Raw genomic sequence first — 24,611 nt, forward strand, 5'->3', positions numbered from 1 at the left:
ACTACATCTTGTGGTTCTGCCCTTGTGGTCCACGCCCGGCAGTACGTACCATTGATGCCGTGTACTGCCCGTTCTGCCGCAACCCAGATTCCCGCGTCGTCGACAGCCGGCTCCAGGACGACGGCTCGGCGATCCGGCGACGCCGGCAGTGCCCTGAGTGCGGCAGGAGGTTCACTACCGTTGAGACGACGAGCCTGACCGTCCTCAAGCGCTCGGGCGCCGGCGAGCCCTTTAGCCGCACCAAGATCATCAACGGCGTGCGGAAGGCCTGCAAAGGCCGCCCTGTGACAGACGACGATCTCGCGCTGCTCGCGCAGGAGGTCGAGGAGACGATCCGCGGTGCTGGCTCGGCGGAGATCCGCGCCCACGAGATCGGCCTCGCAATCCTCGGACCTCTCAAGAGGCTCGATCAGGTCGCCTACCTGCGGTTCGCGAGTGTGTACCAGGACTTCGAGTCCCTCACCGACTTCGAGGACGCCATCGGGCTGCTGCGTGCTGAGCAGGCAGAGGGAACCGAGCACTCGGACCACGCAGGAAGCGCGACCGCCTGATTCGCTGGCCGTCGTCCGCGGTGGAGGGCCTCTATGTGGCTAGCTTGTGGTGAATTGCCACCTGGAGCGCGGCCCCCACGATCCCGGCCTCATTCTTGAGCTTCGCCGGGACGATCGGGGTGCGGAGCTTGAGGTGCGGGAGGTACTCGTCTGCCTTCTTGGAGATGCCGCCGCCCACGACGAACAGCTCGGGGGAGAAGAGGAATTCAACGTGCTCGAAGTACCGCTGGAGGCGGACTGAGTAGTCGGACCAGTTCAGGCCCTCGCGCTCTCGCGCCACGGCGGAAGCCTTGGTCTCGGCGTCGTGCCCATCGATCTCGAGGTGCCCGAGCTCGGCGTTGGGGACGAGCCTGCCGTCGAAGACGAACGCCGAACCGATGCCAGTGCCGAGGGTGATGACGAGGACCGTGCCCTTGATTCCCTCGCCGGCGCCGAAGCGGACCTCGGCGAGGCCGGCGGCGTCGGCGTCGTTGATGACCTCGACGGGCCGGCCGAGACGCTCGGTGAAGGCCGCGTCCACGTCGTAGCCGATCCAGGACTTGTCGACGTTGGCGGCGGAACGCGCCACACCATGCTGGATGATTGCGGGGAACGTCACGCCGATAGGAGTACCGGAGTCCGGCGCGCCCTCCCGACGGCCGAGCTCCTCGGCGATGTGGGCGACGGCGTCTGCCACAGCCTCGGGCGTCGAAGGCTGCGGAGTGTCGACGCGGTAGCGTTCGCCGACGAGCTTGCCCTTCTTGAGGTCGACGATGCCGCCCTTGATGCCGGTGCCACCGATATCGATGCCGATGATCGTGGCTCGGGCCTTGCTCTTCTTCTCGTGCTTCGCCATGCAATGCCCTCTCGCAGGGTCAGGGGTGGGTAGGGCGGGTGGAGAAAGCGCGGATCACGGAAGTGTGAGGATTTCGGCGCCGCTATCGGTGACGACGAGCGTGTGCTCGAACTGTGCAGTGCGCTTCCGGTCACGGGTGACGACCGTCCAATCGTCCTCCCACATGTCCCACTCGATGGTGCCAAGCGTGAGCATCGGCTCGATGGTGAACACCATCCCCGGCTCCATCAGGGTGCTGTAGGCGGGCGCGGCGTCGTAGTGCGGGATGATCAGGCCTGTGTGGAACGCCTCGCCCACTCCGTGTCCCGTGAAGTCACGTACCACACCGTAGCCGAAGCGCTTGGCGTAGGCCGCGATGGCACGGCCGATGACATTGATCTCGCGCCCGGGGGCTACTGCCTTGATGCCGCGGCGGAGGGACTCCTGGGTCCGTTCCACGAGCAGCCTCGACTCCTCATCCACATCGCCCACGAGGAAGGTGTAGTTGGTGTCGCCGTGGACCCCGTCCTTGAAGGCCGTGATGTCGATGTTGATGATGTCGCCCTCGTTCAGGACGGTGGTGTCCGGGATGCCATGGCAGATGACCTCATTCACCGAAGTGCACAGGGACTTGGAGAACCCGCGGTAGCCCAGTGTCGAGGGATACGCACCGTGGTCGATGAGGAACTCATGGCCCACGCGGTCCAGGTCGTCGGTCGTGACGCCCGGCCGGATGTGCTGGCCCACTTCCACGATGGCCTGTGCGGCGACCTTCCCGGCCGCGCGAACCTTCTCAATGGTGTCCGCGGAGAGCACGTTCGATCCGGTGTACTTTGCGGGTGCCTTCTTCCACGCGTACTCGGGACGGGGAATCGAATCAGGGACGGGCAGGATTGGGCTCACCGCGCCGCGCTCCAGTGTGCCCACGGGTGCCGTGGAAGGGGTTGAAGGCATAGGGTGAGTCTACTAGCCGAGGGGAGAGCGGGCCTCGTTTTCGCCGGGCCCCCGGAAAGGAATTCCGATGGTCGAGTACTGGTACAACGTCCGCACACACGAGGTCGAGGAAGACGCCCAGAGCGACTACACGCAGCTCCTCGGCCCCTACAAGACGCGTGCGGAAGCCGAGAAGGCGCTCGAGAAGGTCAGGGAACGCAACCAAGCCTGGGATCCGGGCGACGCAAACGGCGACGGATGGAGCGACAGCGACTGATCAAGGGCACTGCCGAGGGCTTCAGAAGCTGTGCTCCGGTCCCGGGAACTCGCCCGAGCGGACGTCCTGACGGTACTGCCGTGCGGCGTCGAGGAGGGTCGTGCGGAGGTCCGCGTAGCGTTTGACGAACTTCGCGACCTTCTCGCCCGGCCCGCCGCGCAGGCCCGCCATGTCCTGCCAGACGAGGACTTGGCCGGTCGTCGCTCTTCCGGCTCCGATGCCGATGGTCGGGACCGTCAGCGCGGCGTCGATGGCTGCGGCGGTATCGGCCGGGACCATCTCCATGAGCACACAGAACGCGCCGGCGGCTTCGAGCGCCTTGGCATCTTCGACCAGCCGCACAGCGTTTTCGCCTCGCCCCTGCACCCGATATCCACCGAGCGCGTGCTCGCTCTGCGGTGTGAAGCCAATATGCGCCATCACGGGGATTCCGGCCTGTACCATCGCACGGACCGTGTCCGCGTAGTACGCCCCACCCTCGAGTTTCACCGCGTGGGCCAAACCCTCCTTGAGGAACCGCACGCCGGTTGCGACGGCCTGCGCGGGGGCAGCCTCGTAGCTGCCGAACGGGAAGTCGGCGACGACGAGGGCATGCGGTGCAGACGTGGCGACCGCCCGCACGAGCGGAATGAGCTCGTCGACTGTGACGGGCAGTGACGTCTCGAATCCGAAGACGTTGTTCGCCGCGGAGTCCCCGACGAGGAGTACCTCAATGCCGGCCTCGTCGAAGATCTGGGCCGTGTACTGGTCGTAGGCGGTGAGCATCGCGAAGTGCTCGCCTCGGTTTTTGAGCTGGGCAAGGTGGTGCACGCGAGTGCGCCCGGTCCGCGGCGTGAGTGCGGGACCGCTCCCATACGGCGCGGCAGACTCGTCAGGATTCGTCGGGGCCATAGCACGAGACTAGTCGATGCGACAGTAGAGTGGGGGGAGCGTGCAGGGCCCGAGCCATAAGGATGTAAAGACCCATGAATCGTCAGCAGGAGTTCGTGCTCCGGACCATCGAAGAACGTGACGTCCGGTTTGTCCGGCTCTGGTTCACGGACGTGGTCGGGTCGCTCAAGTCGGTGGCGCTCGCACCGGCCGAGGTGGAAGGCGCCTTCGAGGAAGGGCTCGGCTTCGACGGCTCCTCGATCGAGGGGCTCGCGCGCGTGTCCGAGTCTGACATGCTCCTGCAGCCCGACCCCTCGACGTTCCAGATCCTGCCATGGCGCGGCGAGACCGAGCCGACCTCCCGCATGTTCTGCGACATCCTCACCCCGGACGGCGAGCCCTCCCCGGCGGACCCCCGCAATGTTCTCAAGCGCACCCTGGCGAAGGCCTCCGAGATGGGGTTCACGTGCTACACGCATCCTGAGATCGAGTTCTACCTCCTCGAGTCGGACCGTCTGGGTTTGGACGGCGCGCCCGTGCCCGTGGACCAGGGTGGCTACTTCGACCACGTGCCGGGCGGCGTCGCCCAGGACTTCCGGCGGACTGTGGTCAACATGCTCGAATCGGTGGGCATCTCGGTCGAGTTCTCCCACCATGAGGGCGGCCCGGGGCAGAACGAGATCGACCTGCGCTACGCGGATGCCCTCCAGACTGCGGACAACATCATGACCTTCCGTACGGTGGTCAAGGAGGTCGCGCTCCAGCAGGACTCGTATGCGACGTTCATGCCCAAACCGTTCTCGGCCCATCCCGGCTCGGGCATGCATACGCACTTCTCGCTCTTCGAGGGAGACAGCAACGCCTTCCATGAGGCAGGGGCCGAGTTCCAGTTGTCCAAGACGGCCCGACACTTCATGGCGGGGCTGCTGCGCCACGCGAACGAGTTCACCGCCGTGACCAACCAGTTCGTGAACTCCTACAAGCGCCTGTGGGGCGGCGGAGAGGCACCGAGCTACCTGAGCTGGGGCCACAACAACCGCTCCGCCCTGGTCCGCGTTCCGCTGTACAAGCCGGGCAAGGCCCAGAGCGGGCGGATCGAGTACCGCGGGATCGACTCGGCCACGAACCCGTATCTCTCCTACGCCGTCCTCCTGGGAGCTGGCCTGAAGGGCATCGAGGAGGAATACGACCTGCCGGCCGCAACCGACGACGACATTTCGGCCCTCACCAACGCCGAACGGCGCATCCTCGGCCACTCGCCGCTGCCAGCGAGCCTCCACGACGCCATCAACGCCATGGAGGAGTCCGAGCTGATGGCGGACATCCTCGGCGAGCAGGTCTTCGAGTACTTCCTGCGGAACAAGCGGCAGGAGTGGAACGAGTACCGGCTCGAGGTCACCCCCTACGAGCTGTACCGCAACCTCGGCATCCTCTGAGGTGCGGCGTGGCTCCGAGTCTGACGCGCCGCCTCATCTCCCTCGGCTCAGCTGACCCCGACAGGGCAGAGCGGTTCCTCGCGGCCCGAGAGCTTGAGGGCGTCGATACGGGGGTGCTCCTCGAGGGGCTTGCCGTCGCCCCCGACCCCGATGCCGCGCTCCTGTCCCTTGTGCGGCTCATCGAGCGCCGTCCGCAGGTGCGCGGGCTCGTCGAGGCGGGGATCGGCCGCAGCGAGCCGCTGTTCCGGCTTCTCGGCGCGTCCGAGGCCCTCGGCGAGTTCCTCATCCGCCACCCGGAACACACGGAGGTGTTCGATACCCCGCTCTCTGCCGAGCCGGCACCTGCAGACCCGCAGATGCTCAGGGAGTCGCTCCTCACGGCAGTCGGGGCCGACCCCAGGTCCATGCGTCCCGTCGCGGCGTCCACCGGCCCGAAGGCGCACGAGGCACTGCGGATCGCGTACCGGCGGCGCCTCTGCGAACTCGCTCTGCGCGACCTCGGCGCGGCGTCACCGACCGACTTCCTGACCGCCGCGGCCGCCGAGCTGGCCGACTTGGCCGGCGCAGCCCTCGAGGCTGGCCTCGCCGTTTCCCGCGCCGAGGCAGCGTCGAGCTTCGGGCGCGAGGATGTCGCCGCCGTCGCCCTCGCCGTCATCGGAATGGGCAAGTGCGGGGCCCGCGAGCTCAACTACATCTCGGACGTCGACGTCCTCTACGTCATCGAGGCCGACGGCGCGGGGCAGGGTCCGGGGGAGATCGATCCCGCGCGAGCGGTCCAGATCGGGACAATGCTCGCCGCGGGCATGGTCCGCGCCGTGTGGTCCCCGGGCCGGGAACCCGCGCTGTGGCAGGTGGACGCGAACCTGAGGCCGGAGGGCCGCGACGGGCCGCTTGTACGGACGCTCGATTCGCATCTGGCCTACTACAACCGGTGGGCGGACAGCTGGGAATTCCAGGCACTCCTGAAGGCCCGATGCATCGCAGGCGACCGGGGCCTCGGCTCACGCTACGAGGACGCCGTCGGCCCCCTCGTGTGGGCTTCTGCGGGTCGCGACGGATTCGTCGAGTCGACCCAGGCGATGCGGCGCCGCGTCACCGACAACATCCCCGCAGCCGAGGCGGACCGGCAGATCAAGCTAGGGGCAGGAGGTCTGCGGGACGTTGAATTCACGGTCCAGCTGCTCCAGCTGGTCCACGGGCGCACCGATGAGTCGCTGAGGGTGAGGGACACGACCTCGGCCATCGCGGCGCTCGCGGCAGGCGGCTACATCGGACGGACAGCCGCAGCCGAGTTTGACTCCTCCTACCGGTACCTGCGACTCCTCGAACACCGCCTGCAGCTGTCGAAGCTCCGTAGGACCCACCTCATGCCCACGTCCGAGGATGCACTCCGAGCCCTCGCACGCTCCATGCAGGGCGTCCTCGAAACGGGCCGCTCGACCCCGGAACAGCTCCTGGACACGTGGCACCGGACCAAGCGCCGCGTCCGTGAGCTGCACGAGCAGATCTTCTACCGACCGCTCCTGAACACGGTGGCCCACTTGAGTCCGGCCGAGGCCAAGCTCACCCCCGAGGCGGCCCAGGCGCGCCTCGCGGCACTCGGCTACCGGGACCCACAGGGCGCCGCGCGCCACATCGAGGCGCTCACGGCGGGTGTGAGCCGGCGTGCTGCCCTGCAGCGCCAGCTCCTGCCGGTGCTCTTGGGCTGGATCGCCGAAGGCGCGGACCCCGACGCCGGACTGCTCGCCTTCCGCCGCGTGAGCGAGGCCCTGGGCGCCACCCACTGGTACCTCGGCCTGCTGCGGGACTCTGCCGCCGCCGCCGAACGTCTCTCCCACGTGCTCGCCGATTCACGCCTCATCGCCGATCTCCTCGAAGTCTCCCCGGAGTCCGTCAAATGGCTCGGAAGCGACAGCGAGCTCGCGCCCCTCTCCCTCGAGGCCCAGTGGCAGGAGATCCAGTCGAAGCTCTCCCGCCATGCGGAGCGCTCGGCGGCCATGCGCCTCGTCAGGCTCATCCGCCGTCGGGAGATTCTGCGGATCGCCCTCGCCGACAGCTCGGGGGTCCTGGACACGGAGTCCGTGGGACGTGCTCTCTCGGACGCCGACCAGGCGGCCGTGCTCGGCGCTCTGCGCGTTGCCGAGGGCGAGGCGGAAGCGGCCGACGGCGCGCTGCTCACCCATGTGCTCGTCGTCGCCATGGGTCGTCAGGGCGGCCGGGAAATCGGCTACAGCTCGGACGCGGACGTGATCTACGTGCACCGGCCCCTGCCGGGCGTGGACTCCGACGCCGCCCAGCGCCAGGCGCTAGCGATCGTCGCGAGCCTCTCCGCACTCCTGACCCAGCCGCTCAAGCCCCCGGTCCTCGCCGAGCGGGTCCTGTCCCTGGACGCCGATCTCCGGCCCGAGGGGAAGAACGGCCCGCTGGTGCGCTCGATCGAATCGTTCGCTGAGTACTACAGGCGCTGGGCCCTTGTCTGGGAGGCCCAGGCGCTCCTGCGTGCTCGGCCGATGGCCGGCGACGATGCCCTGGCCCGAGACTTCATGGCCCTCGTGGACACTGTGCGGTACCCCGAGGAGCTGTCCGCCGGCCAGGTCAGGGAGATCCGCCGGATCAAGGCCCGGGTCGAGTCTGAGCGGCTGCCGCGCGGTGCCGATCCCTCGCGCCACGTCAAGCTCGGCCGCGGAGGGTTGAGCGACGTCGAGTGGCTCGTGCAGCTCATCCAGCTCCAGCACGCCGCGAGATATCCGCAGCTGCGGACCACGGGCACCCTGGAGGCGCTCTCGGCCGCCACGGACCTTGGATTCATTCCGTCGAAGGAGGCGGAACTCCTCGCCGAGGCGTGGCGCCTGGCGAGCCGCATCCGCAGCGCGAACGTCGCGTGGAGCGGCCGTGCCTCCGACCTGGTGCCCACATCCCGGCGCGACCTCAAGGCTGTTGCGCGGTGGTGCGGCTACCCGCCCGAGGCGGCGACCGCGTTCGAACAGCACTATCTCAACGTCACCCGCCGGGCACGGCACGTCTTCGAACGGCGCTTCTACGCAGCGGGCCAGTGATGCGCCGCTTGCCAGTCACAGGCAGCACTGTGAACCACAGGAGGAAAGGGAAACGATGCACGAACTGATCAACGTGGTGCAGGCAGCCGAGGACGAGCTCGAGCGTGCACGGAAGAGTCCCCATGGGCGCAGCGCCCGGGCCCTGCTGCGGGACGGCCTCCTGCGCCACACGCTCCTGGCCATCGTGGACGGCCAAGTGCTCGGCGACCACGCCAAGCCCGCCGCGGCGACCCTCCACGTCCTCACCGGAACTTTCGTGGTCCGCTCGCAGACGGCGGAGGTCAGGCTCGTCGCAGGCCAGATCGGCATCCTCCCTGGGCCGACGCATGACGTCACTGCCGAGGGCGACTCCACCGGGGTGCTCACCACCGTTGCGGGCTAGGACGTGGCGGTTGGCTTCGTCCACCAAGTACGACGGCGCCCCCGCCCGTTCCGCAGGTGCAGCGGTAGGACGGGGGCGCGGTCGTGCGCGGAACGGAGCCGCGGTGGGGTCAGCAGCCGAAGTAGAGCTCCTTGAGGGTATTTGGCTCGGGAGCGGAGTCGCTGAGACGCAGGGCACCTCCCCGAGACCAAGGGAGACGGCGCGACGCGGAGTAGTCTTCAGACGCCTTCCCTGCTGAGCGCCATTCGGGCTGCGCCTGAGGCTGCCGTTTCCGGGCCGAGTTGGACCACGTCCACCTTGCATCCATCCTGTAGATCGCTGAAGCTGTAGTCCGCCACGGCAGCCTCAAATTCGGCCTGAAACAATTCGTTAGCCGAGGGCCAGTCAACCTCGGAGAAATAGGGTCCAGGGCCTCCTACCAAGATTCTTTCCGGATTCAGGAGATTCACGAGAACGGCTAAGCCTTGCCCGAAATTTCTTCCCGCGCGTCGAAAAGCCGTCTGCGCGACAACAACTCCTCCCTCCACCAGCGATGCGGCTTCTGCCATGGTGGAGACGCCGTGCCTACCTCCCCAATTAATTTCTCGTGCAAGAGTCTCAACCGACAGAAGGGCTTCTAGGCATCCTCTCGACCCGCAACGACATCTAGCTCCGGCTGGTTGTATCGTGACATGTCCGAATTCGCCAGCTCCACCGGACGATCCCCGCACAATCTCGCCACCCGCCACCAAGGCGCTTCCAAGGCCGTGGCCCTCCTCGGCGATGTAAATCACGACGAGGTCGTTGACGCCTGCGAGACCTTCCGTGGTCAGCAGATCGGAGACCATACAGTTCACGTCGTTATCGACATAGTTTGGTAATCCAGTGCGATCTTGGAGCTGCGAGCTCACGTCAACGTTCTTCCAATGCCTCCCGTGGGGTGCCAGGTCCGGTGCATACCTAACGAGGCCCTTCGCATGTTCAACATGGCCCCCCACTGATACGCCGATTGCGGAAGGGCTGTCGTCGAACGAGGAGGTCACGTGGTCCGCGATCATATCGACAATCTGGTCCGGAGTCTGAAGATCGCCGGGAATCTTCAGTCGTTCTTTAGCCTTCAGAAGACCGTCAGGCATGACAGAACTGACGTAAAGGTATTCATGCGTTACGGCATACCCGACGGCGAGGGTGTCACGCTTCAATGTCATCCTTCCCGTCGCTGCTAATTTGTGTGTCTCGTACCGCCATAATCATGCCCTCCACCCAATGCACGACGTGACCAAGGTAATACACGCCAAACTCCGCGCCCCTGTAATCCCATTGCCAAGGCCCTCGAACCGGGTCCATCGTTTCACGGGACCGTTCAAAATGACGGTGAGTCAGGTTGTCGACCATCTCCTGCAAGGCTGTTGTCACTTGAATCTCGACTTCGCTCGTACGTAGTTCAGGGCCGACGTAATCCAGATCGAGCCCCTTGAATTCTTGGGGAACCCTAACGTGCATCGCATAGTAGCCCGTATCCTTAGCCTTGGTTTCCACCTGCACCTGTAGGCCGAGCGATTTAGCGTGCCTTTCAATTCGTTCTACGAGGAACGAAACGCCATCTAGGTAGTTGACGGTGAATCTGGTCCGGATAATGTCCCAGAACTTTTCAAACCATGTGTCGGGGAGGACCCATCCTGAATTTGGGGCATCCGGCCAATTTGCGTTGTTTTTCACGTTTTCACGCCAGGTCTTGTTGAGAAAGGACTTCCAAGGCTTCAGATTGAGCGGTGCCGGGTTGGTGCCCGAGAAGAGTCTGTGATGGTTCTCCTGTGCGTAGTCTTGCTCCCACATGGGCAAGCTGCGTTGGACGCCGAGCCAAAACTCGGACTGCTCGAACTCGGATTTGAGGTCCGCTTGATGATGAAGGAAACGCCCCGGCCTCAACTCCCGCTTGTCGCCATGCCATGTCTGGTCAAGCCAATCATCGTAGTTTTCGAAACTGGGCCGATCTACTCGCTCGACGTCAGCAATGCGAACAACCTTCATTGTTTCCTCGCCCCTCTAGATCGCAGATTTGCCTAATCGAACGGGATTCTCGCGAGATGATCGCGTGATATAGGACCAGAATTTGAGTGCCTGAACATACATGGACTCGCGGTCGTGCCGGCAAGATCTCCCCCGCGGGGCCGAAGTGATTACAGTGTGCAGACTAGGAGCCCGAGAGGAATATGACAAGGCCCGGGTCACGAGGGAACTGCACGACGCGAGCTCGCTCGGGCTCGGCTTACCAGAACGGTGGCGGTCGTAAGTGAGGCCTTTGCACGAGTTCAACGCTTAAGGAATGAGGGTTTGGGCCTAATGAGCGGTCCCGAAGAGATTGGTTCGAACGTCCTTCCGAGGAGGGCCTTGGAGCGTTCCTTCACCGGTCAGGGGTGGTGATACTCCTTCGATCACCCCCCAGGTGTCCTAGGCGTTCACAACGGCGCCTTGACACCACGCGGGGTCCACTGGCAGTTGACCAGCCATATGCCAGTCAATCCGTATGCGCTTCATGACGATCGGTGGTCTGACAGCCCTTCCAGTCAGGGGCGCATCTCGTCTTGAACCGCTCCGACTCGGTGCCCGGGTGCTCGTCGCGTCGCATCGGGGCGTTGCACCCCTCGGCAGCCCGGTGCTTCTCATATTCGGTGATCTCCGGCCGCAAGGGCGTTAGCCAGACAATCAGGCCGCCCTCACCCGTCATCGAGCTCAGGGGTGCTAGAGCACCGCCTTCCGAAGGCCCCTGATCAGTGATCTCTGCCGTCCTGTGATGGATCATTTGGATGGGGTGGATCAGCATACGTGACCCGACACAGAAGAGTCCGCGCGAGCAGCCGTCCAGTCGGTTCTGGCTGCTCGCGCGGACTCTGTGCGGACTGAGGCCGCTACTTCCCTGCAATCCCCCTAGCAGCCGAAGTAGAGCTCGAACTCGTAGGGGTTCGGGCGCAGCGAGAGCGGCATGATCTCCTTCTCACGCTTGTATGCGACCCAGGTGTCAATCAGGTCCTGTGTGAAGACGCCGCCAGCCTGGAGGAACTCGTTGTCCGCCTCGAGGGCCTCAAGGGCTTCCTCGAGCGACCCCGGGGCCTTCGGGATGTCGCGGGCCTCCTCGACGGGGAGCTCGTAGAGGTCCTTGTCGATCGGGGCCGGCGGCTCGATGCGGTTGCGGATGCCGTCGATCCCGGCCATGAGCTGGGCCGCGAACGCGAGGTACGGGTTGGACGAGGGGTCCGGGGCGCGGAACTCGATGCGCTTGGCCTTCGGGTTCGAGCCGGTGATCGGGATACGGATTCCGGCGGAGCGGTTGCCCTGCGAGTACACCATGTTGACAGGGGCCTCGAAGCCCTTGACGAGGCGCTTATAGGAGTTCACGGTCGGGTTCGTGAACGCGAGGACGGCCGAGGCGTGCTTGAGGAGGCCACCGATGTACCAGCGGGCGAGGTCGGAGAGGTTCGCGTAGCCCTTCTCGTCGTAGAAGAGCGGCTCCCCGCCGTTCCACAGCGACTGGTGGCAGTGCATGCCCGAGCCGTTGTCGCCGAAGACCGGCTTCGGCATGAAGGTCACGGCCTTGCCCCACTCGAGCGCCGTGTTCTTGATGATGTACTTGAACTTCTGCAGGTCGTCCGCTGCGCGCACGAGGGTCGAGAATCGGTAGTTGATCTCGGCCTGGCCCGCGGCGCCGACCTCGTGGTGGGAACGCTCGACCTCAAGGCCGGCCGCGTCCAGGGCGAGGCACATTGCGTCGCGGAGGTCGGCCTGGTGGTCGACCGGGGCCACGGGGAAGTAGCCGCTCTTGAACGGGGTCTTGTTGCCGAGGTTCCCGCCCTCCTCCTCGCGGCCCGAGTTCCACGGCGCCTCGATCGAGTCGACCTTGTAGAAGGATCCCTGCGGCGAGGACTCGAACTGGACGTTGTCGAAGACGAAGAACTCGGCCTCGGGGGCGAAGAACGCCGTGTCAGCGATGCCGGTGGAGGCCAGATACGCCTCGGCACGCTCTGCGACGCCGCGGGGATCGCGGTGATACGGCTCGCCGGTGCGCGGGTTCACGATGGAGAAGTTCAGGGCGAGGGTCTTCTCGACGCGGAACGGGTCGAGGAAGGCGGTCGTGACGTCGGGGATGAGCTGCATGTCCGACTCGGCGATGCCCTGGAAGCCGCGGATCGACGAGCCGTCGAAGAGTTGGCCGTTGACGAAGAAGTCTTCGTCAACCGTCTTGGCAGGGATGTTGAAGTGCTGCTGGACGCCAGGCAGGTCAGTGAAGCGGATATCGACGAACTTGACGTCTTCGTCCTTGATGTATTTGAGGACCTCGTCCGCAGACTTGAACATCTGTACTCCTTTACGCAGGGTGGAAAGCAGTCGGGCCAGCGTGGCGCGTGCATGAGGTGCGCGGCGCCGTTCGCCTCGTACGCAACTGGTACCACACTACGAACAGGGGGTTTCCCGTCCATGTCAGTATTGTTTCGGCGAGGTTACACGGCCCGCCCCCGTGTAAACGCTAGCGGCCTGCGAGCTTGAGGGCCAGTGCGGGTCATTGACCGGAACGCGGGCGCGCCGGCTCTCCTAGAATGGATAGGTGATCGACCGCAGAGACCTCGGATCCTGGATTAGCGGCCCCCAGCTCGCGGAGGGCGACTTCCCGGGACGGCGGCTTGGAATGCCCCGCACGGGCCAAGGCTCCGTAGGCCGGCCCGGCCGCAGGGTATTGGGCCTGTGCATCGACTGGGCCGTGTCCTACCTGATCGCCGCGGCGTTCTTGGGCGGCAGCCAGATGGACATCCTGCTGGTCTTCGCGGTCGAGCAGATCCTGCTGGTGGGCTTCGCCGGGTTCGGCCTCGGGCACCGGATCGCGGGGCTCAAGGTGCGCCGCCTCGACGGTGGGCCCGTCGGCATCCCTCGCGCGGCCCTGCGGACCCTCCTGCTGTGCCTGGTGATCCCCGCCGTCATCTTCGATGCGGACCAGCGCGGCCTTCACGACAAGGCCGCCGGAACGGTCGTCACGCGCTTGTGAAACGGCCCAGCAGCGGAGACGGGCCCAGCGGGTGCCCCAAGGGTGCGAACGTACGCGAAGGGGGCCCCGGCAGTGAATGCCAGGGCCCCCTTCGAGTACGTACTCGGCTCGCGCCAAAGGCCGTCAGCGGCCGCGCATCGCACGGCGATCGGGACGGATCCGGGTAGGGTCGATGCCCTTCGGGATCGGGAGGCGCGTACCGAGCGAGCCGATCCGCTTGGACACCGTCGCAACCTCGACCTTGGTCAGCTGAGGCTTGAGCTTGTTCATCTTGCCCGCGACGCTTCGCAGCGGAGTCTGGCTCTCCTCGCGTCCGGTCTCGATCACGTGGATCGGAACGTTGGGAAGGATGCGAGCGAGCCGTTTGCGTTCGCCCTCGATGAGCTGGCGGACCCGGGCGCTCGGGCCCTCGGACACGAGCACGACGCCGGGACGGCCGATCGCGCGGAACACGACGTCCTGAGTGCGCGGGTTCACGGCGACGGGCTGTTCCTCGACGATCCAGCCCCGGCGGAGCGAGTTGAGCGCGGCGCCCGCGGCACCCGGCTGCCCCTCGATCTGCGCATAGGCTGCACGCTCGGCGCGCCGGCTCAGGATGAACACAGCCCCGAGGACGCCTAGGAGGATGCCGATGATCAGGCCGGTGATCCAGTTGTCGAGGAGGAAGCCGATCAGCAGGCTCACTGCGGTGATTCCGAGGAACACCAGCAGCATGAGCCACACGGCGTTGGGATCGGTCTTCCGGGTCATCTGGAAGACTTGGAGGAACTGCTGGAAGCCGTTGGGCTTCTTCGCCTTCTTCGGAGCCTTGTCCGAGGGCGTGGTGTCGGTGCTCTTGGCCATAGTGCCTCAATTCTAAGCCACCCGGCGGGAGGCAGGGCTTCGTCGGAGCACGGGTGGCAGCAGAGGGGAGGCGCTGCCCGTTCCCACAGGCCTCGCCTCCGGTCTGCTACCGGGTCGTCAGCCCTGCCGGGCGGCGATCAGGGATGCGGCCTCCTGCCGCGTGGAGCCGGAGGATTCGATGTGTGCGAGCTGTGGTGGGATCTCCCAGCCCTTCTTGCGCATGGCGGTGGCCCATAGGCGACCGGCCCGATAGGAGGACCGCACGAGGGGGCCGCTCATCACGCCGAGGAAGCCGATCTCCTCGGCCTCCTGGGAGAGCTCGACGAACTCCTCGGGCTTGACCCAGCGCTCCACGGGGTGGTGCCGCTCAGAGGGGCGGAGGTACTGGGTGATCGTGATGAGGTCGCAGCCGGCGTCGTGCAGGTCGCGCAGAGCCTGGGAGACCTCCTCGCGGGTTTCGCCCATGCCGAGGATGAGGTTGGACTTCGTCACCATGCCCTGGCTACGGCCCTGGGTGATGACATCGAGGGAGCGCTCATAGCGGAACGCCGGACGGATGCTCTTGAAAAGGCGGGGGACTGTCTCGACATTGTGCGCGAACACCTCGGGCCTCGCCTCGCAGATCGCCGTGATGTGCTCGGGCTTGCCGGAGAAGTCGGGGATGAGGATCTCGACTCCGGTGCCCGGGTTGAGCTCGTGGATCTTCCGCACGGTCTCGGCGTACAGCCAGACGCCCTCGTCCTCGAGGTCGTCGCGGGCCACGCCGGTGACGGTTGCGTAGCGGAGCGACATGGACTGTACGGAGCGGGCCACCTTGGTCGGCTCGAACCGATCGAGAGGGGAGGGCTTGCCCGTGTCGATCTGGCAGAAGTCGCAGCGCCGGGTGCACTCGGAGCCGCCGATGAGGAAGGTGGCCTCCTTGTCCTCCCAGCACTCGAAGATATTGGGGCAGCCGGCCTCTTCGCAGACGGTGTGGAGGCCTTCCTTCTTCACCTGGTTCTTGAGGTTGACGAATTCGGGGCCCATGTGGACCTTGGCCTTGATCCAGTCCGGCTTGCGCTCAACCGGAACGGCGGAATTGCGCTGTTCGATCCGCAGCATGCGGCGGCCTTCAGGGGCGAGGGTCACGCGAGGACTCCTTCTGTCTGGGCGACGAATTCGCCGGCCCGCAGTGAGAGCTCCTGGGTGATCCGGTCGATGATGTCGAGCGGGCCGACCTTGCGGCCGCACTCCGCGGAGATGGTGGTGGTGCCTGCGTCGGTGATGCCACACGCAATGATCTGACTGTACGGCTCCAAAGCGTTGCTGCAGTTGATGGCGAAGCCGTGGCCCGTGACGCCTTCATGGACGCTGATGCCGATTGCGGCGATCTTCCGGTCCCCGCCGCGCTCATCGGCGCGGACCCAGACGCCGGAACGCCCGTCAACGTGCTCGGCCTTGATCCCGTACTCGGAGATCACCGTGATCATGACGTCCTCGAGGAGCTCCACATAGGCGCGGATCGCGCGAGGCTCGGCGAGCTTGATGATGGGGTAGCCGACGAGTTGGCCCGGACCGTGCCATGTGAGCTTGCCGCCGCGGTCGACGGGCACTACTGGGGTGCCGTCCAAGGGACGCTCGTGGTCCTCGGTACGCTTGCCAGCGGTGTAAACCGGGGCGTGCTCGAGGAGGAGGACAGTGCTGGGGGCGGTTCCCGCCGCCACGTCCTCGTGGAGCTTGCGCTGGGCTGCCAGACCGTCGAGGTAGTCGACGTAGTCGGGCGCGAATCCCAGCCGGGTGAACGCAAGAGTCATGCGGACTAGCTTAGCCCTCGGCCGCGAACCGCTTGGAAGAGTGTGATGAGGGTCGCATCCGACGGGCCCTGTGGATAACTTCTGCGGTGCCTGCGTGATCTGCGGTAGACATGGGGCATGGACGCCCTCAGCCCCCGCCTCACCGGGACAGCGCATGCACTGGACGAGGCGGCTGCCACCGCCTCCGGGGAGGCGCCGCCGGTGCTGACCGGATACGAGAGCGTGCGCCCCCTCGGCGCCGGGAGCGCGGGCACAGTATGGCTCGTGCGAGAAGAGTCGACCGGGCGCCTCTTCGCGGCGAAGTTCCTGCTGCCGGATTCCAGCGCGGGCGCGATGGAGACGCTTGAGCAGGCCCGCCGGGAAGTGCGCGTTGCCCAGACCCGGTCGCACCAGCACGTCCTCGCGGTCCATCAGGCGGTCGCCGCCGAGGGCTCGTCGGCGGGGGCTGTGGCGATCCTGAGCGACTATGCGCCGGGCGGGTCACTCGGCCACCTTGTGCACGTGCGCGGGCACCTCTCCGTAGGCGAGTGCGTCACGGTCGTGGCGCCGATCGCCCAGGCCCTGGCCTCGCTCCACCAGGACGGCACGGCCCACGGCGACGTTTCTCCCGGGAACATCCTCTTCACCGCGGAGGGTATGCCGCTTCTCGGGGATTTCGGCCTCGGGCGGATGGTTGGCGAAGCGGGTACCGTCCCCGGCGGGACTCCGGGCTTCTCTGACCCGGCCGCCGTCGGCTCGCACGTTCCGCTCGCTCCTTCCCGTGCGGAGCCGGGCACGTCTGCGCACGGCGCCGCGGGGCCGGGCTCGCGGCGTCGGCTGGGATCCGGGTCACTCGCTGCTGCGGCGGATGTGTTCGCCCTCGGGGCGGTCGCGTGGTTCATCCTCACGGGGGAGCCCCCAGCGCCCACCCGTCAGCGGCCGCCGCTGTCGCTCCTCGTCGAGGGTGTACCCGCGGAGCTCACCGCAGCGATCGAGGCCGCCCTGCGCGATGATCCCCGACTGCGGCCCTCTGCCGACGAACTCGCCCGGTCTGTCTTCCGCAGCGCCCGCCCTGCCAGTGTCGACCTCGCCCCGGCGGTCGACGCGAGTGTCATCCCGGAGCTTCTCACGCGACGCCGGGAGCCCGCGTCCCGGCCCCGCCTCCTGAGAGGCCGCCGCGCTCCGGGCTCGGGGCGTCGTCGCTCGATTGGCACAGGAAACGGTCGGGCAGGCGGAAGACGGTCCGGGTTGCCTCCGTGGATGCTGTTCACCGCGGCCGGGGTCCTGATGCTGGCAACAGCGGCGGCAGCCGCATGGTGGATCGGAGCGTTGGGCCGACCGGGCCAGGGGCAGGACCCTGCAGTCGGCGCGGCCCAGCAAGGGCAGCATGCACCAGCCATCGGCGCCCGTGCCGGCTTGCCGGAGTCCCTGCGCCGTGGCGCGGACTCGGCAGACCCCGTGCAGGCGGTGCAGGCCCTCTCCGAGATCAGGGCGCGTGCCATCGGCGCCCGGGACCGCGACCTGCTCGAGTCGGTCAGTGCAGTGGGATCGGAGGCGGCTGCTACGGACGCGGCCCTCCTTGACCGCTTGGTCGCGGACGGGCAACGGCTGGAGGGCTTCAGTGCCCGCGTCCTCTCCGCAGACCTTGAACCGGGGGCGACTCCGACGCTCGGTGGGCCGGCGTCGCAGGGAGCGGAGACCGCCGTCGTGCGGGTGCGGATCGTCACGAGCGGGTACGCGGTGAAGGACAACGCGGGTGCCGCGGTGGGGGAGCGCCCGACGGGCCTGGACCAAGAGCTCAGAATCGTGCTCCAGCGGGACGGCGAGCGCTGGAAGGTGGCACGGATTGCCGCAGCCTAGAACCCGGTCACTGCCCCGGCGAAGCGGTATGCGTCACACTTGCCGGAGCGGCGCGTGGAGGCCCATGGACACGGCCCAGCCCTGCCTATGATCAAAGGATGACTGGCTCCAGCTACTTCCGCTATCCCCACGTGCACGGGGACCTCGTGGCGTTCGTCGCCGAGGACGACGTCTGGCTCGCCCCGGTGGCCGGTGGCCGCGCCTGGCGGCTGTCCTCGCTCGGGCTGCCGGCGCGCAATCCGCGCTTCACCCCCGATGGCGGCAAGGTCGTGTGGACAGTGGTCCAGGGGAGTGCGCCCGAGGTCGTCTCAGCGGATGTGGACGGCGGAGGCTTCCGCCAGCTGAGCTGGTTCGGGCACTCCACGACTCGAGTGAAGGGATTCGCGCCGGACGCCCGGGTCATCGTCACGAGCGCACACAACCAGCCTGACGGCCGGCACACGCATGCCTACACGATCCCTCTGGACGGCGGTTGGCTTGAGGAACTGCCATACGGGCCCGTCGATTCCGTGGCGTTCGGCCCGAGCGTGGGCGACGACCGGCCAGTCATCGTGGGAAGTGTTTTGACGCGCGATCCTGCCCATTGGAAGCGCTACCGCGGCGGCGCGGCAGGGAAGTTGTGGCTCGATCCGGACGGCGGGGGCGGGTTCCACCAGCTGGTGCCCGAGCTCGGCGGCAACCTCGCGGATCCGATGTGGGTGGAGGGAAGGATCGCTTTCCTGTCCGACCATGAGGGTGTCGGGAACCTCTATTCGGTCGACCGGTCCGGGGACAACCTGCGGCGACACACCGACTCGGACCGGTTCTACGTCCGACATGCGAGCAGCGACGGTCGGCGGATCGTCTTCGATAGCGCGGGGGAACTGTGGATCCTCGAGGGGCTCGATGACGAGGCGCGCCGGCTCGACGTTGCCCTCGCCTCCGCATCGACTTCCCGCCGAACCGTTCCGCTCGCCGTCGGCCGCCACCTCGGCGAGGTGGTGCCGACGTGGGACGGGCAGGCGAGCGTGGTCGAATCCCACGGCACCGTGCACTGGCTCACGCATCAGGACGGGCCGTCCCGCGTCATCGAAGCCGCGCCCGGAGTGCGGGCCCGTCTGGCACGGCCCCTCGGCTGCGACTCCGTGGCCTTCATTGCCGACCACGACGGCGAGGAGGGCTTGTTCATCCGGCGGCTCGGCGGCGCTGACGCGGCGACTGCCTCGGACCCCGCCAGCGGCCAACCCGGCGTCACAGATGGCGGCGTCCACCGAAGCTCGGCGCTGGGCCTCGCCGACCTTCCGCGCCCCGTCTCCGCTGCGGGAGTGATCGGCTTCGCTCCTGAGGCGACGGACGCGGCGCACAAGGAGGGTGAGGACCGCGCTGGGGGCTCCTCCTCTGCCGGGGACGCTGACGGCATGGCACGTGGGCTGCGCTCCTACGCAGTGCCTGGGCGGACTGCTGTGTCGATGGCCCCGGACGAGGCCGATGCGCTCCCGAGCCTGCGCCGCATCGCGCTCCCTTCGCAGCACCGCGCCGCGGAGCTCCTGCCGAGCCCTGACGCGAGGTTCATCGCTGTCGGGACATCGTTCGGCGACGTGCACCTCGTGGATGTGGAACATGAGACCGCGATGACTCTGAGCACGGTCTCCGAGGGAACGATCGAGCAGCTCGCTTGGAGCCCCGACTCACGGTGGCTCGCGTGGAGCGAGCCGGTGACGGCGTTCGGTGCGCGGTCCAAGGTGCGCCTCGCCGAGCGCGCGACGGGCCGAGTGGCGGACGTCACTGACGGGCGGTTCTGGGATGCCTCGCCGGCATTCACCCCGGACGGAAAGTACCTTGCGTTCCTCTCGGGACGCAGCTTCGATCCCGTCTACGACGGGCACTCGTTTGACCTGTCCTTCCCGAGCCCGATCAAGCCCTACATCGTGCCCCTCGCCGCGACGACCTCGAGTCCGTTCGGTCCGCGGGTGGCTGCGTTCAGCGCAGAGGCAAGGTCTGTGGAAAGTGTCGAGGACGCCGCGGGCGGGGAGGGGGATGCCGCGTCCGACGCCGACTCCGCGGTCGGGGAGTCCACCTCGCCGCACGCTGTGGACGCCCCCGGCGGTGGGGAGGCGCTCGCTGTCGACCTCGAGGGAATCCAGCACCGCATCACCGCCCTTCCCGTGCGCCAGGGCAACTACTCACGGCTCACCGCCGCCCCGGATGCGCTCCTGTGGATGTCCCAGGACCTCACCGGCGCGACCGGGGACGGCAAGGCCAAGCCAGCTGACAAGGACACCGCCCCGACTCTCCACCGGCTTGATCTGGCCACGGGGGTTGAGACTACGATTGTCAGCGCCCTGGACCGGTCCAGGCTCAGCGGCGACGGCACCCGGGTCGTGTACGTGCATGAACGCACCGTCCACAGCGCCCCGAGTGACAAGCCGGCCGAGGAAGGCCACGCCGAGCACGTGAGCGTGGATCTCGAGCGCATTCGAGTCCGGCTCGACCCCGTAGCCGTGTGGGCCCAGGCCTTCGAGGAGGCGTGGCGGCTCCAGCGCGACTTCTTCTGGACGCCGGACATGGCCGGCGCGGACTGGGAGGAGGTCCGCGACCGCTATCGCCCGCTCGTGGCGCGGCTCGGCTCGCATGACGACCTCGTGGACCTCCTGTGGGAGATGCACGGTGAGCTGGGCACCTCCCACGCATACGTCACGCCGACCCTCGTGACCGAACCGGGCGCGGGCGGCCAGGGGCGGCTCGGCGGCGAATTCGACTTCGACGGCGGCTGGGTGGTCCGCCGCGTGCTCGCGAACGAGTCCTCGGATCCGCTGGCTTCCTCGCCGCTAGCCTCGCCCGGCGCGGGCGTCCGGGCGGGGGACCGGCTCCTCGAGGTCGACGGCGTCCAGCTCACCCCGGACTTCGGGCCGGCCATCGCCCTCGCTGGCGCCGCAGGAAAGGTAGTCGAGCTGACGATGCTCAATGGCCCCCAGCACGGCGCTGCAGTGGGGAAGCGCCGCCGGATCGCCGTCGTGCCCATCCGCGACGAGGAGCGCCTTCGCTATCAGGACTGGGTACAGGCCAATCGCCGGCTCGTGCGCGACGCGTCCGAGGGCCGCTTCGGGTACCTGCATGTGCCGGACATGGCTGCACGGGGATGGGCGCAGCTCCACCGCGACCTGGATACCGAGACCGCACTCGACGCGCTCATCGTGGACGTGCGCCGCAACCGTGGCGGTCACACCTCACAGCTCGTGGCCGAGCTCATCGGCCGCAGGGTCATCGGTTGGAGCATGCCGCGGGGCGAGCAGCCGCGGACGTACCCCCGGCATGCGCCTCGTGGGCCGGTGGTGATCCTCGCCGATGAGTTCGCGGGCTCGGACGGGGACATCATCACCCAAGTCAGCAAGCTGCGCGGGATCGGCCCGGTGGTGGGAACGCGCACCTGGGGCGGCGTTGTCGGCATCGACAACCGCTTCAAGCTCGCCGACGGTACGGCAGTGAGCCAGCCTCGGTACGCGACGTGGTTCGAGGGCGGCATCGGCTGGGGCGTCGAGAACTTCGGTGTTGAGCCGGACATCGAGGTGCCCTACCCCCCACACGCCTACGCCGCGGGGATTGATCCACAGCTCGAGCACGGCATCGGTGTGCTCAAGGAGATGCTGGTTGAGATCCCCACCCAGCGGCCGCCGGCGCGCGAGGGGTACCGCTCCGTGCGTCCTGCGCCGCTCCCCCCACGGCCCCAGGACCTGGCGGACGCTGGGGTAGCCCCGGCGTACGAGGGCTGAGCCGCAACCGCTGCGTCCTTCAGACTGAACTGGACCCCGCAAGGGCCCCCTTCCCGCTGATCTTGGGAAGGGGGCCCTTGCTGGCACGGCATGGGGTACTCCACGCCGCGCGTCTTCTTGGTGCTACGCCTCGAGCGTTGCCTCGAGCGTGATGGTGATGCCGGCGAGGGCCTGGCTGACGGGGCACCCGACCTTGGCCTTCTCAGCGATCTGCTGGAATTCGTCCTGGGAGATTCCGGGGACCTTCGCCGTGACGGTGAGCTTGCTGCCCGTCACGCCCTTGCCGGGCTGGAAGCCGACCTCGGACGTCGTCTCGATGCGCTCGGCCTTGTAGCCGGCGCCGTCGAGCTCATTGCTGAACGCCATGGAGAAGCACGCGGAGTGCGCGGCCGCGAGGAGCTCCTCGGGGCTCGTGGTGCCGCGGGCATCCTCGGTCCGGGCCTTCCATGTGATGGGGTACGTGCCGATGCCCGAGTAGTCGAAGGTAGTCTCGCCGGAACCTTCGAAGAGGTTCCCCTGCCAGACGCTGTGCGCGTTGCGGATGGTAGCCATGCGTGCTCCTTGCGTACGTTGTCGGTGTGCCGCGGCGCAGGCGGTTGGATGCGCCGTCCCTCCCCATCCTAGGCACAAAAAGGGCCCCTCCGCCGGGTGCTGTTCCCTGGGCGTGGGGCCCTACCAGCGGCGTGAAGCGGCCTAATGCCAGATCGTCGCGATGGCGATGTTCACGAGTGCGAGCCCGCCGACTCCGTGGGCGAGCCCGGGCGCAACAGGCTCGCCGGCTTTGCGCCGGCGGTTGCCCACGAATGCCAGGGCACCCACGACGACGGCAATGATGAACTTGACCGTGAGCTTGATGTAGAGGTTCGTATCCAGAGGCTGGACTCCGCTGTCCGCCTGCTTCGAGAGGATGGTGATGAGCCCTACGAGGATGACGCCCGTGATGAGCTGAGTCATGGCACCGTCGAACTGGCGCGCACCGACGGTGGGCTTCTTCATGTTGGCGATCCAAGGGCCAACGATCATGGCGGCACCGACGATATGCAGGAAGACGACAATGCTCAGGACGAGAGTCATGGTGCCGAGTCTAATGGTGAGGCAAAGGCCATCCTGACCGATGGGCGGGGCGTGCGAGTCCCAAGTGGATAACAAAACGCACGACGGCGCCCGCCCCCGGCGGGGAGCGGGCGCCGTCGTGCTCTGGCTTGCCAGTGGTAGGCGTTACAGGCCCAGGTCGGCCTCGAACGCGCCTTCCTCGAGACGGGTACGGAGCGTCTGCAGGAAGCGTCCGGCATCTGCACCGTCGACGAGGCGGTGGTCATACGTGAGCGAGAGGTACATCATCGAGCGGACCGAGATCACATCGTCGCCCTCGGCATTCTGCGAGACCCATGGACGCTTGACGATTGCCCCGGTGCCGAGGATCGCCACCTGCGGCTGGTTGATGATCGGCGTGTCGAAGAGAGCGCCGACCGAACCGATGTTCGTGATGCTGAACGTACCGCCCGAGAGCTCGTCGGGACCGATCTTGTTGCTGCGGGTGCGCGCAGCAACGTCTGCGATGCGGCCCGCGAGGCCCGCGAGGTTGAGGTCGCCCGCGTTGTTGATCACCGGGACGAGGAGGCCCTTGTCCGTGTCCACGGCGATCGCGAGGTGCTCCGCGTTGTGATACGTGATCTGCTGGCTTTCCTCGTCGTACTCGGCATTCAGCTTCGGGTGCTGCTTGAGCGCCTCCGCGACGGCCTTCGCGATGAACGGCAGGAACGTGAGCTTCGCGCCATTCTGGGCCTGGAAGTTCGCCTTGGCGCGATCGCGGAGCTTGGCGATCTTCGTCATGTCGACCTCGTGCACCTGCGTGAGCTGTGTCGAGATGTCGAGAGACTCGCGCATCCGACGGGCAATGACCTGACGGATTCGCGGTGCCTTCTCCGTGGTGCCTCGCAGCGAGGACGCAGCTGCTGCCGGGGCTGCGGAGGGCGCAGCTGGTGCAGCGGAGGGGGCGGCAGCGGGTGCGGGCGCCTTCTGCGCTTCGACAGCGGCGAGCACGTCCTGCTTGCGGATCCGGCCGCCGACGCCCGTGCCGGTGAGGGTAGTGACGTCGATGCCGTGCTGGTTGGCCAGCTTTCGCACGAGCGGGGTCACATAGCCCGCCTCCGCACCCTGGCCGGCGGGTGCGGCGGATTCCGCAGCGGGGGCAGCGGGTGCGGGGGATTCCGCAGGTGCCTCGGCAGCGGGTGTGGGGGATTCCGCAGGCGCCTCGGCAGCGGGTGTGGGGGATTCCGCAGGCGCCTCGGCAGCGGGTGCGGGGGATTCCGCAGGCGCCTCGGCAGCCGGTGCGGCGGATTCCGCAGGTGCCTCGGAAGCGGGCGCAGCCTCCTGGGCAGGGGCGCCAGAGCCGATAACGGCGAGCACGGCGCCGACCTCCGCGGTCTCGTCCTCGGAGACACGGATCTCAAGGAGTGTCCCGGCAACTGGAGACGGGACCTCGGTGTCAACCTTGTCGGTGGAGACCTCGAGCAACGGTTCGTCGACTTCGACCGTGTCACCGACGGCCTTGAGCCAGCGCGTGACTGTGCCCTCGGTGACGCTCTCGCCCAAAGCCGGGAGCTTGACCTCATGGCCCTCGCCCGCGGCGTCTCCCGACTGGGAGGGCGCTGCGGCTGGCTCGGGGGCTGCGGCTGGCTCGGAGGCGGCGGCCTTGGGCGTTGCGGCGGGCTCGGCTGCGGCGGGCTCGGCTGCGGCCTCGGCCGCGGGGGCCGCGGGGGCATCGGACTCAGCGGCGCCGTCTCCGATCACCGCCAGCGGGGCCCCGACTTCGGCGGTCTCGTCCTCGGCGACGAGGATCTGCTCGAGGATGCCGGCGACAGGAGAGGGGATCTCGGTGTCCACCTTGTCGGTGGAGACCTCGACGAGGGGATCGTCGATCTCGACGCGGTCCCCGACCTGCTTCAGCCAGCGGGTGACGGTGCCTTCGGTGACGCTTTCACCGAGGGCGGGAAGGTTGACGGATTCAGACATGGGTCCCCGTGCTCCTTGATTCTTCTGCGTGCGAATGGT

General features: G+C 67.3%; 20 protein-coding genes. 8 read left to right on the plus strand and 12 right to left on the minus strand.

From position 1 onward, the window contains the following. Positions 1-59: 59 nt before the first annotated feature. Positions 60-551 (plus strand): transcriptional regulator NrdR, encoded by a 492-nt coding sequence (nrdR, locus tag LF262_RS00210; RefSeq protein WP_235778290.1) that lies wholly within the window; start codon positions 60-62, stop codon positions 549-551. 31 nt (positions 552-582) lie between these two features. Here nrdR and ppgK read toward each other — a convergent pair whose 3' ends face one another. Further along, a complete protein-coding gene (ppgK, locus tag LF262_RS00215) occupies positions 583-1,386 on the minus strand; it encodes a polyphosphate--glucose phosphotransferase (protein WP_235778291.1) in 804 nt (267 codons plus the stop codon). Positions 1,387-1,440: 54 nt separating this feature from the next. After that, entirely contained in the window at positions 1,441-2,319 is an 879-nt protein-coding gene (map, locus tag LF262_RS00220; RefSeq protein ID WP_235778292.1) for a type I methionyl aminopeptidase, read from the minus strand. 67 nt (positions 2,320-2,386) lie between these two features. On the opposite strand from map, the gene LF262_RS00225 reads away from it, so the two are divergent. Further along, on the plus strand, positions 2,387-2,575 hold the full coding sequence (locus LF262_RS00225) for an SPOR domain-containing protein (RefSeq protein WP_235778293.1): 189 nt from the start codon (positions 2,387-2,389) through the stop codon (positions 2,573-2,575). 21 nt (positions 2,576-2,596) lie between these two features. Here the strand turns inward: LF262_RS00225 and panB are convergent, their stop codons facing one another. Then, positions 2,597-3,466 carry a 3-methyl-2-oxobutanoate hydroxymethyltransferase gene (gene panB / locus LF262_RS00230; protein ID WP_235778294.1) on the minus strand — a complete coding sequence of 290 codons (870 nt, stop codon included), beginning with the start codon at positions 3,464-3,466 and terminating at the stop codon, positions 2,597-2,599. 74 nt (positions 3,467-3,540) lie between these two features. Between panB and glnA (LF262_RS00235) the strand changes: the two genes are divergently transcribed. The 3 genes from glnA (LF262_RS00235) to LF262_RS00245 are packed head-to-tail and all read left to right on the plus strand — an operon-like array spanning position 3,541 to position 8,319. After that, a complete protein-coding gene (glnA, locus tag LF262_RS00235) occupies positions 3,541-4,881 on the plus strand; it encodes a type I glutamate--ammonia ligase (RefSeq protein WP_235778295.1) in 1,341 nt (446 codons plus the stop codon). Between the two features lie 8 nt (positions 4,882-4,889). Then, the gene (locus LF262_RS00240) at positions 4,890-7,937 is read left to right on the plus strand and encodes a bifunctional [glutamine synthetase] adenylyltransferase/[glutamine synthetase]-adenylyl-L-tyrosine phosphorylase (protein ID WP_235778296.1); all 3,048 of its coding nucleotides are present in this window, start codon (positions 4,890-4,892) and stop codon (positions 7,935-7,937) included. Between the two features lie 55 nt (positions 7,938-7,992). After that, on the plus strand, positions 7,993-8,319 hold the full coding sequence (locus LF262_RS00245; protein ID WP_235778297.1) for a cupin domain-containing protein: 327 nt from the start codon (positions 7,993-7,995) through the stop codon (positions 8,317-8,319). A gap of 218 nt (positions 8,320-8,537) precedes the next feature. Here the strand turns inward: LF262_RS00245 and LF262_RS00250 are convergent, their stop codons facing one another. The 3 genes from LF262_RS00250 to glnA (LF262_RS00260) form a co-directional block, all read right to left on the minus strand. Then, entirely contained in the window at positions 8,538-9,500 is a 963-nt protein-coding gene (locus LF262_RS00250) for an ROK family protein (RefSeq protein WP_235778298.1), read from the minus strand. Beyond that, on the minus strand, positions 9,490-10,329 hold the full coding sequence (locus tag LF262_RS00255; RefSeq protein ID WP_235778299.1) for a hypothetical protein: 840 nt from the start codon (positions 10,327-10,329) through the stop codon (positions 9,490-9,492). The genes LF262_RS00250 and LF262_RS00255 overlap by 11 nt, the downstream gene beginning before the upstream one ends. Before the next feature lie 897 nt (positions 10,330-11,226). Next, positions 11,227-12,651 (minus strand): type I glutamate--ammonia ligase, encoded by a 1,425-nt coding sequence (glnA, locus tag LF262_RS00260; RefSeq protein ID WP_235778300.1) that lies wholly within the window; start codon positions 12,649-12,651, stop codon positions 11,227-11,229. Between the two features lie 247 nt (positions 12,652-12,898). Here glnA (LF262_RS00260) and LF262_RS00265 point away from each other — a divergent pair, with 247 nt between their 5' ends. Next, the gene (locus tag LF262_RS00265; protein ID WP_235778301.1) at positions 12,899-13,333 is read left to right on the plus strand and encodes an RDD family protein; all 435 of its coding nucleotides are present in this window, start codon (positions 12,899-12,901) and stop codon (positions 13,331-13,333) included. A 123-nt stretch (positions 13,334-13,456) separates the two neighbouring features. Here LF262_RS00265 and LF262_RS00270 read toward each other — a convergent pair whose 3' ends face one another. The 3 genes from LF262_RS00270 to lipB form a co-directional block, all read right to left on the minus strand. Continuing rightward, complete coding sequence (locus LF262_RS00270) at positions 13,457-14,176, minus strand: DUF4191 domain-containing protein (protein ID WP_235778302.1); 720 nt, start codon at positions 14,174-14,176, stop codon at positions 13,457-13,459. 117 nt (positions 14,177-14,293) lie between these two features. Beyond that, complete coding sequence (gene lipA, locus LF262_RS00275; RefSeq protein ID WP_235778303.1) at positions 14,294-15,304, minus strand: lipoyl synthase; 1,011 nt, start codon at positions 15,302-15,304, stop codon at positions 14,294-14,296. Further along, positions 15,301-15,969 (minus strand): lipoyl(octanoyl) transferase LipB, encoded by a 669-nt coding sequence (gene lipB / locus LF262_RS00280; RefSeq protein ID WP_235778304.1) that lies wholly within the window; start codon positions 15,967-15,969, stop codon positions 15,301-15,303. Before lipB ends, lipA begins: the two co-directional genes overlap by 4 nt. 117 nt (positions 15,970-16,086) lie before the next feature. Between lipB and LF262_RS00285 the strand changes: the two genes are divergently transcribed. After that, a complete protein-coding gene (locus LF262_RS00285) occupies positions 16,087-17,808 on the plus strand; it encodes a serine/threonine-protein kinase (protein ID WP_235778305.1) in 1,722 nt (573 codons plus the stop codon). A 98-nt stretch (positions 17,809-17,906) separates the two neighbouring features. Continuing rightward, positions 17,907-21,557 (plus strand): S41 family peptidase, encoded by a 3,651-nt coding sequence (locus tag LF262_RS00290; RefSeq protein WP_235778306.1) that lies wholly within the window; start codon positions 17,907-17,909, stop codon positions 21,555-21,557. Between the two features lie 123 nt (positions 21,558-21,680). On the opposite strand, the gene LF262_RS00295 is transcribed toward LF262_RS00290, so the two are convergent. The 3 genes from LF262_RS00295 to sucB form a co-directional block, all read right to left on the minus strand. Beyond that, entirely contained in the window at positions 21,681-22,109 is a 429-nt protein-coding gene (locus LF262_RS00295) for an OsmC family peroxiredoxin (protein WP_235778307.1), read from the minus strand. A 141-nt stretch (positions 22,110-22,250) separates the two neighbouring features. Next, positions 22,251-22,631, minus strand: a complete 381-nt coding sequence (locus LF262_RS00300) for a hypothetical protein (RefSeq protein ID WP_235778308.1) — start codon at positions 22,629-22,631, stop codon at positions 22,251-22,253. A gap of 144 nt (positions 22,632-22,775) precedes the next feature. Beyond that, on the minus strand, positions 22,776-24,572 hold the full coding sequence (gene sucB, locus LF262_RS00305) for a 2-oxoglutarate dehydrogenase, E2 component, dihydrolipoamide succinyltransferase (RefSeq protein ID WP_235778309.1): 1,797 nt from the start codon (positions 24,570-24,572) through the stop codon (positions 22,776-22,778). Positions 24,573-24,611 lie beyond the last annotated feature (39 nt).

The organism is Sinomonas notoginsengisoli (genome assembly GCF_021554725.1).
Classification (GTDB): Bacteria; Actinomycetota; Actinomycetes; order Actinomycetales; family Micrococcaceae; genus Sinomonas; species Sinomonas notoginsengisoli.

Excerpts from the sequence above, each read along its gene's own strand:
- glnA (WP_235778295.1), top strand. The coding sequence starts at position 3,541 with ATGAATCGTCAGCAGGAGTTCGTGCTCCGGACCATCGAAGAACGTGAC.
- sucB (WP_235778309.1), bottom strand. The coding sequence starts at position 24,572 with ATGTCTGAATCCGTCAACCTTCCCGCCCTCGGTGAAAGCGTCACCGAA.
- LF262_RS00255 (WP_235778299.1), bottom strand. The coding sequence starts at position 10,329 with ATGAAGGTTGTTCGCATTGCTGACGTCGAGCGAGTAGATCGGCCCAGT.
- LF262_RS00300 (WP_235778308.1), bottom strand. The coding sequence starts at position 22,631 with ATGACTCTCGTCCTGAGCATTGTCGTCTTCCTGCATATCGTCGGTGCC.
- lipB (WP_235778304.1), bottom strand. The coding sequence starts at position 15,969 with ATGACTCTTGCGTTCACCCGGCTGGGATTCGCGCCCGACTACGTCGAC.
- LF262_RS00290 (WP_235778306.1), top strand. The coding sequence starts at position 17,907 with ATGACTGGCTCCAGCTACTTCCGCTATCCCCACGTGCACGGGGACCTC.
- LF262_RS00285 (WP_235778305.1), top strand. The coding sequence starts at position 16,087 with ATGGACGCCCTCAGCCCCCGCCTCACCGGGACAGCGCATGCACTGGAC.
- LF262_RS00225 (WP_235778293.1), top strand. The coding sequence starts at position 2,387 with ATGGTCGAGTACTGGTACAACGTCCGCACACACGAGGTCGAGGAAGAC.
- glnA (WP_235778300.1), bottom strand. The coding sequence starts at position 12,651 with ATGTTCAAGTCTGCGGACGAGGTCCTCAAATACATCAAGGACGAAGAC.
- map (WP_235778292.1), bottom strand. The coding sequence starts at position 2,319 with ATGCCTTCAACCCCTTCCACGGCACCCGTGGGCACACTGGAGCGCGGC.
- LF262_RS00270 (WP_235778302.1), bottom strand. The coding sequence starts at position 14,176 with ATGGCCAAGAGCACCGACACCACGCCCTCGGACAAGGCTCCGAAGAAG.
- LF262_RS00295 (WP_235778307.1), bottom strand. The coding sequence starts at position 22,109 with ATGGCTACCATCCGCAACGCGCACAGCGTCTGGCAGGGGAACCTCTTC.
- LF262_RS00245 (WP_235778297.1), top strand. The coding sequence starts at position 7,993 with ATGCACGAACTGATCAACGTGGTGCAGGCAGCCGAGGACGAGCTCGAG.
- ppgK (WP_235778291.1), bottom strand. The coding sequence starts at position 1,386 with ATGGCGAAGCACGAGAAGAAGAGCAAGGCCCGAGCCACGATCATCGGC.
- panB (WP_235778294.1), bottom strand. The coding sequence starts at position 3,466 with ATGGCCCCGACGAATCCTGACGAGTCTGCCGCGCCGTATGGGAGCGGT.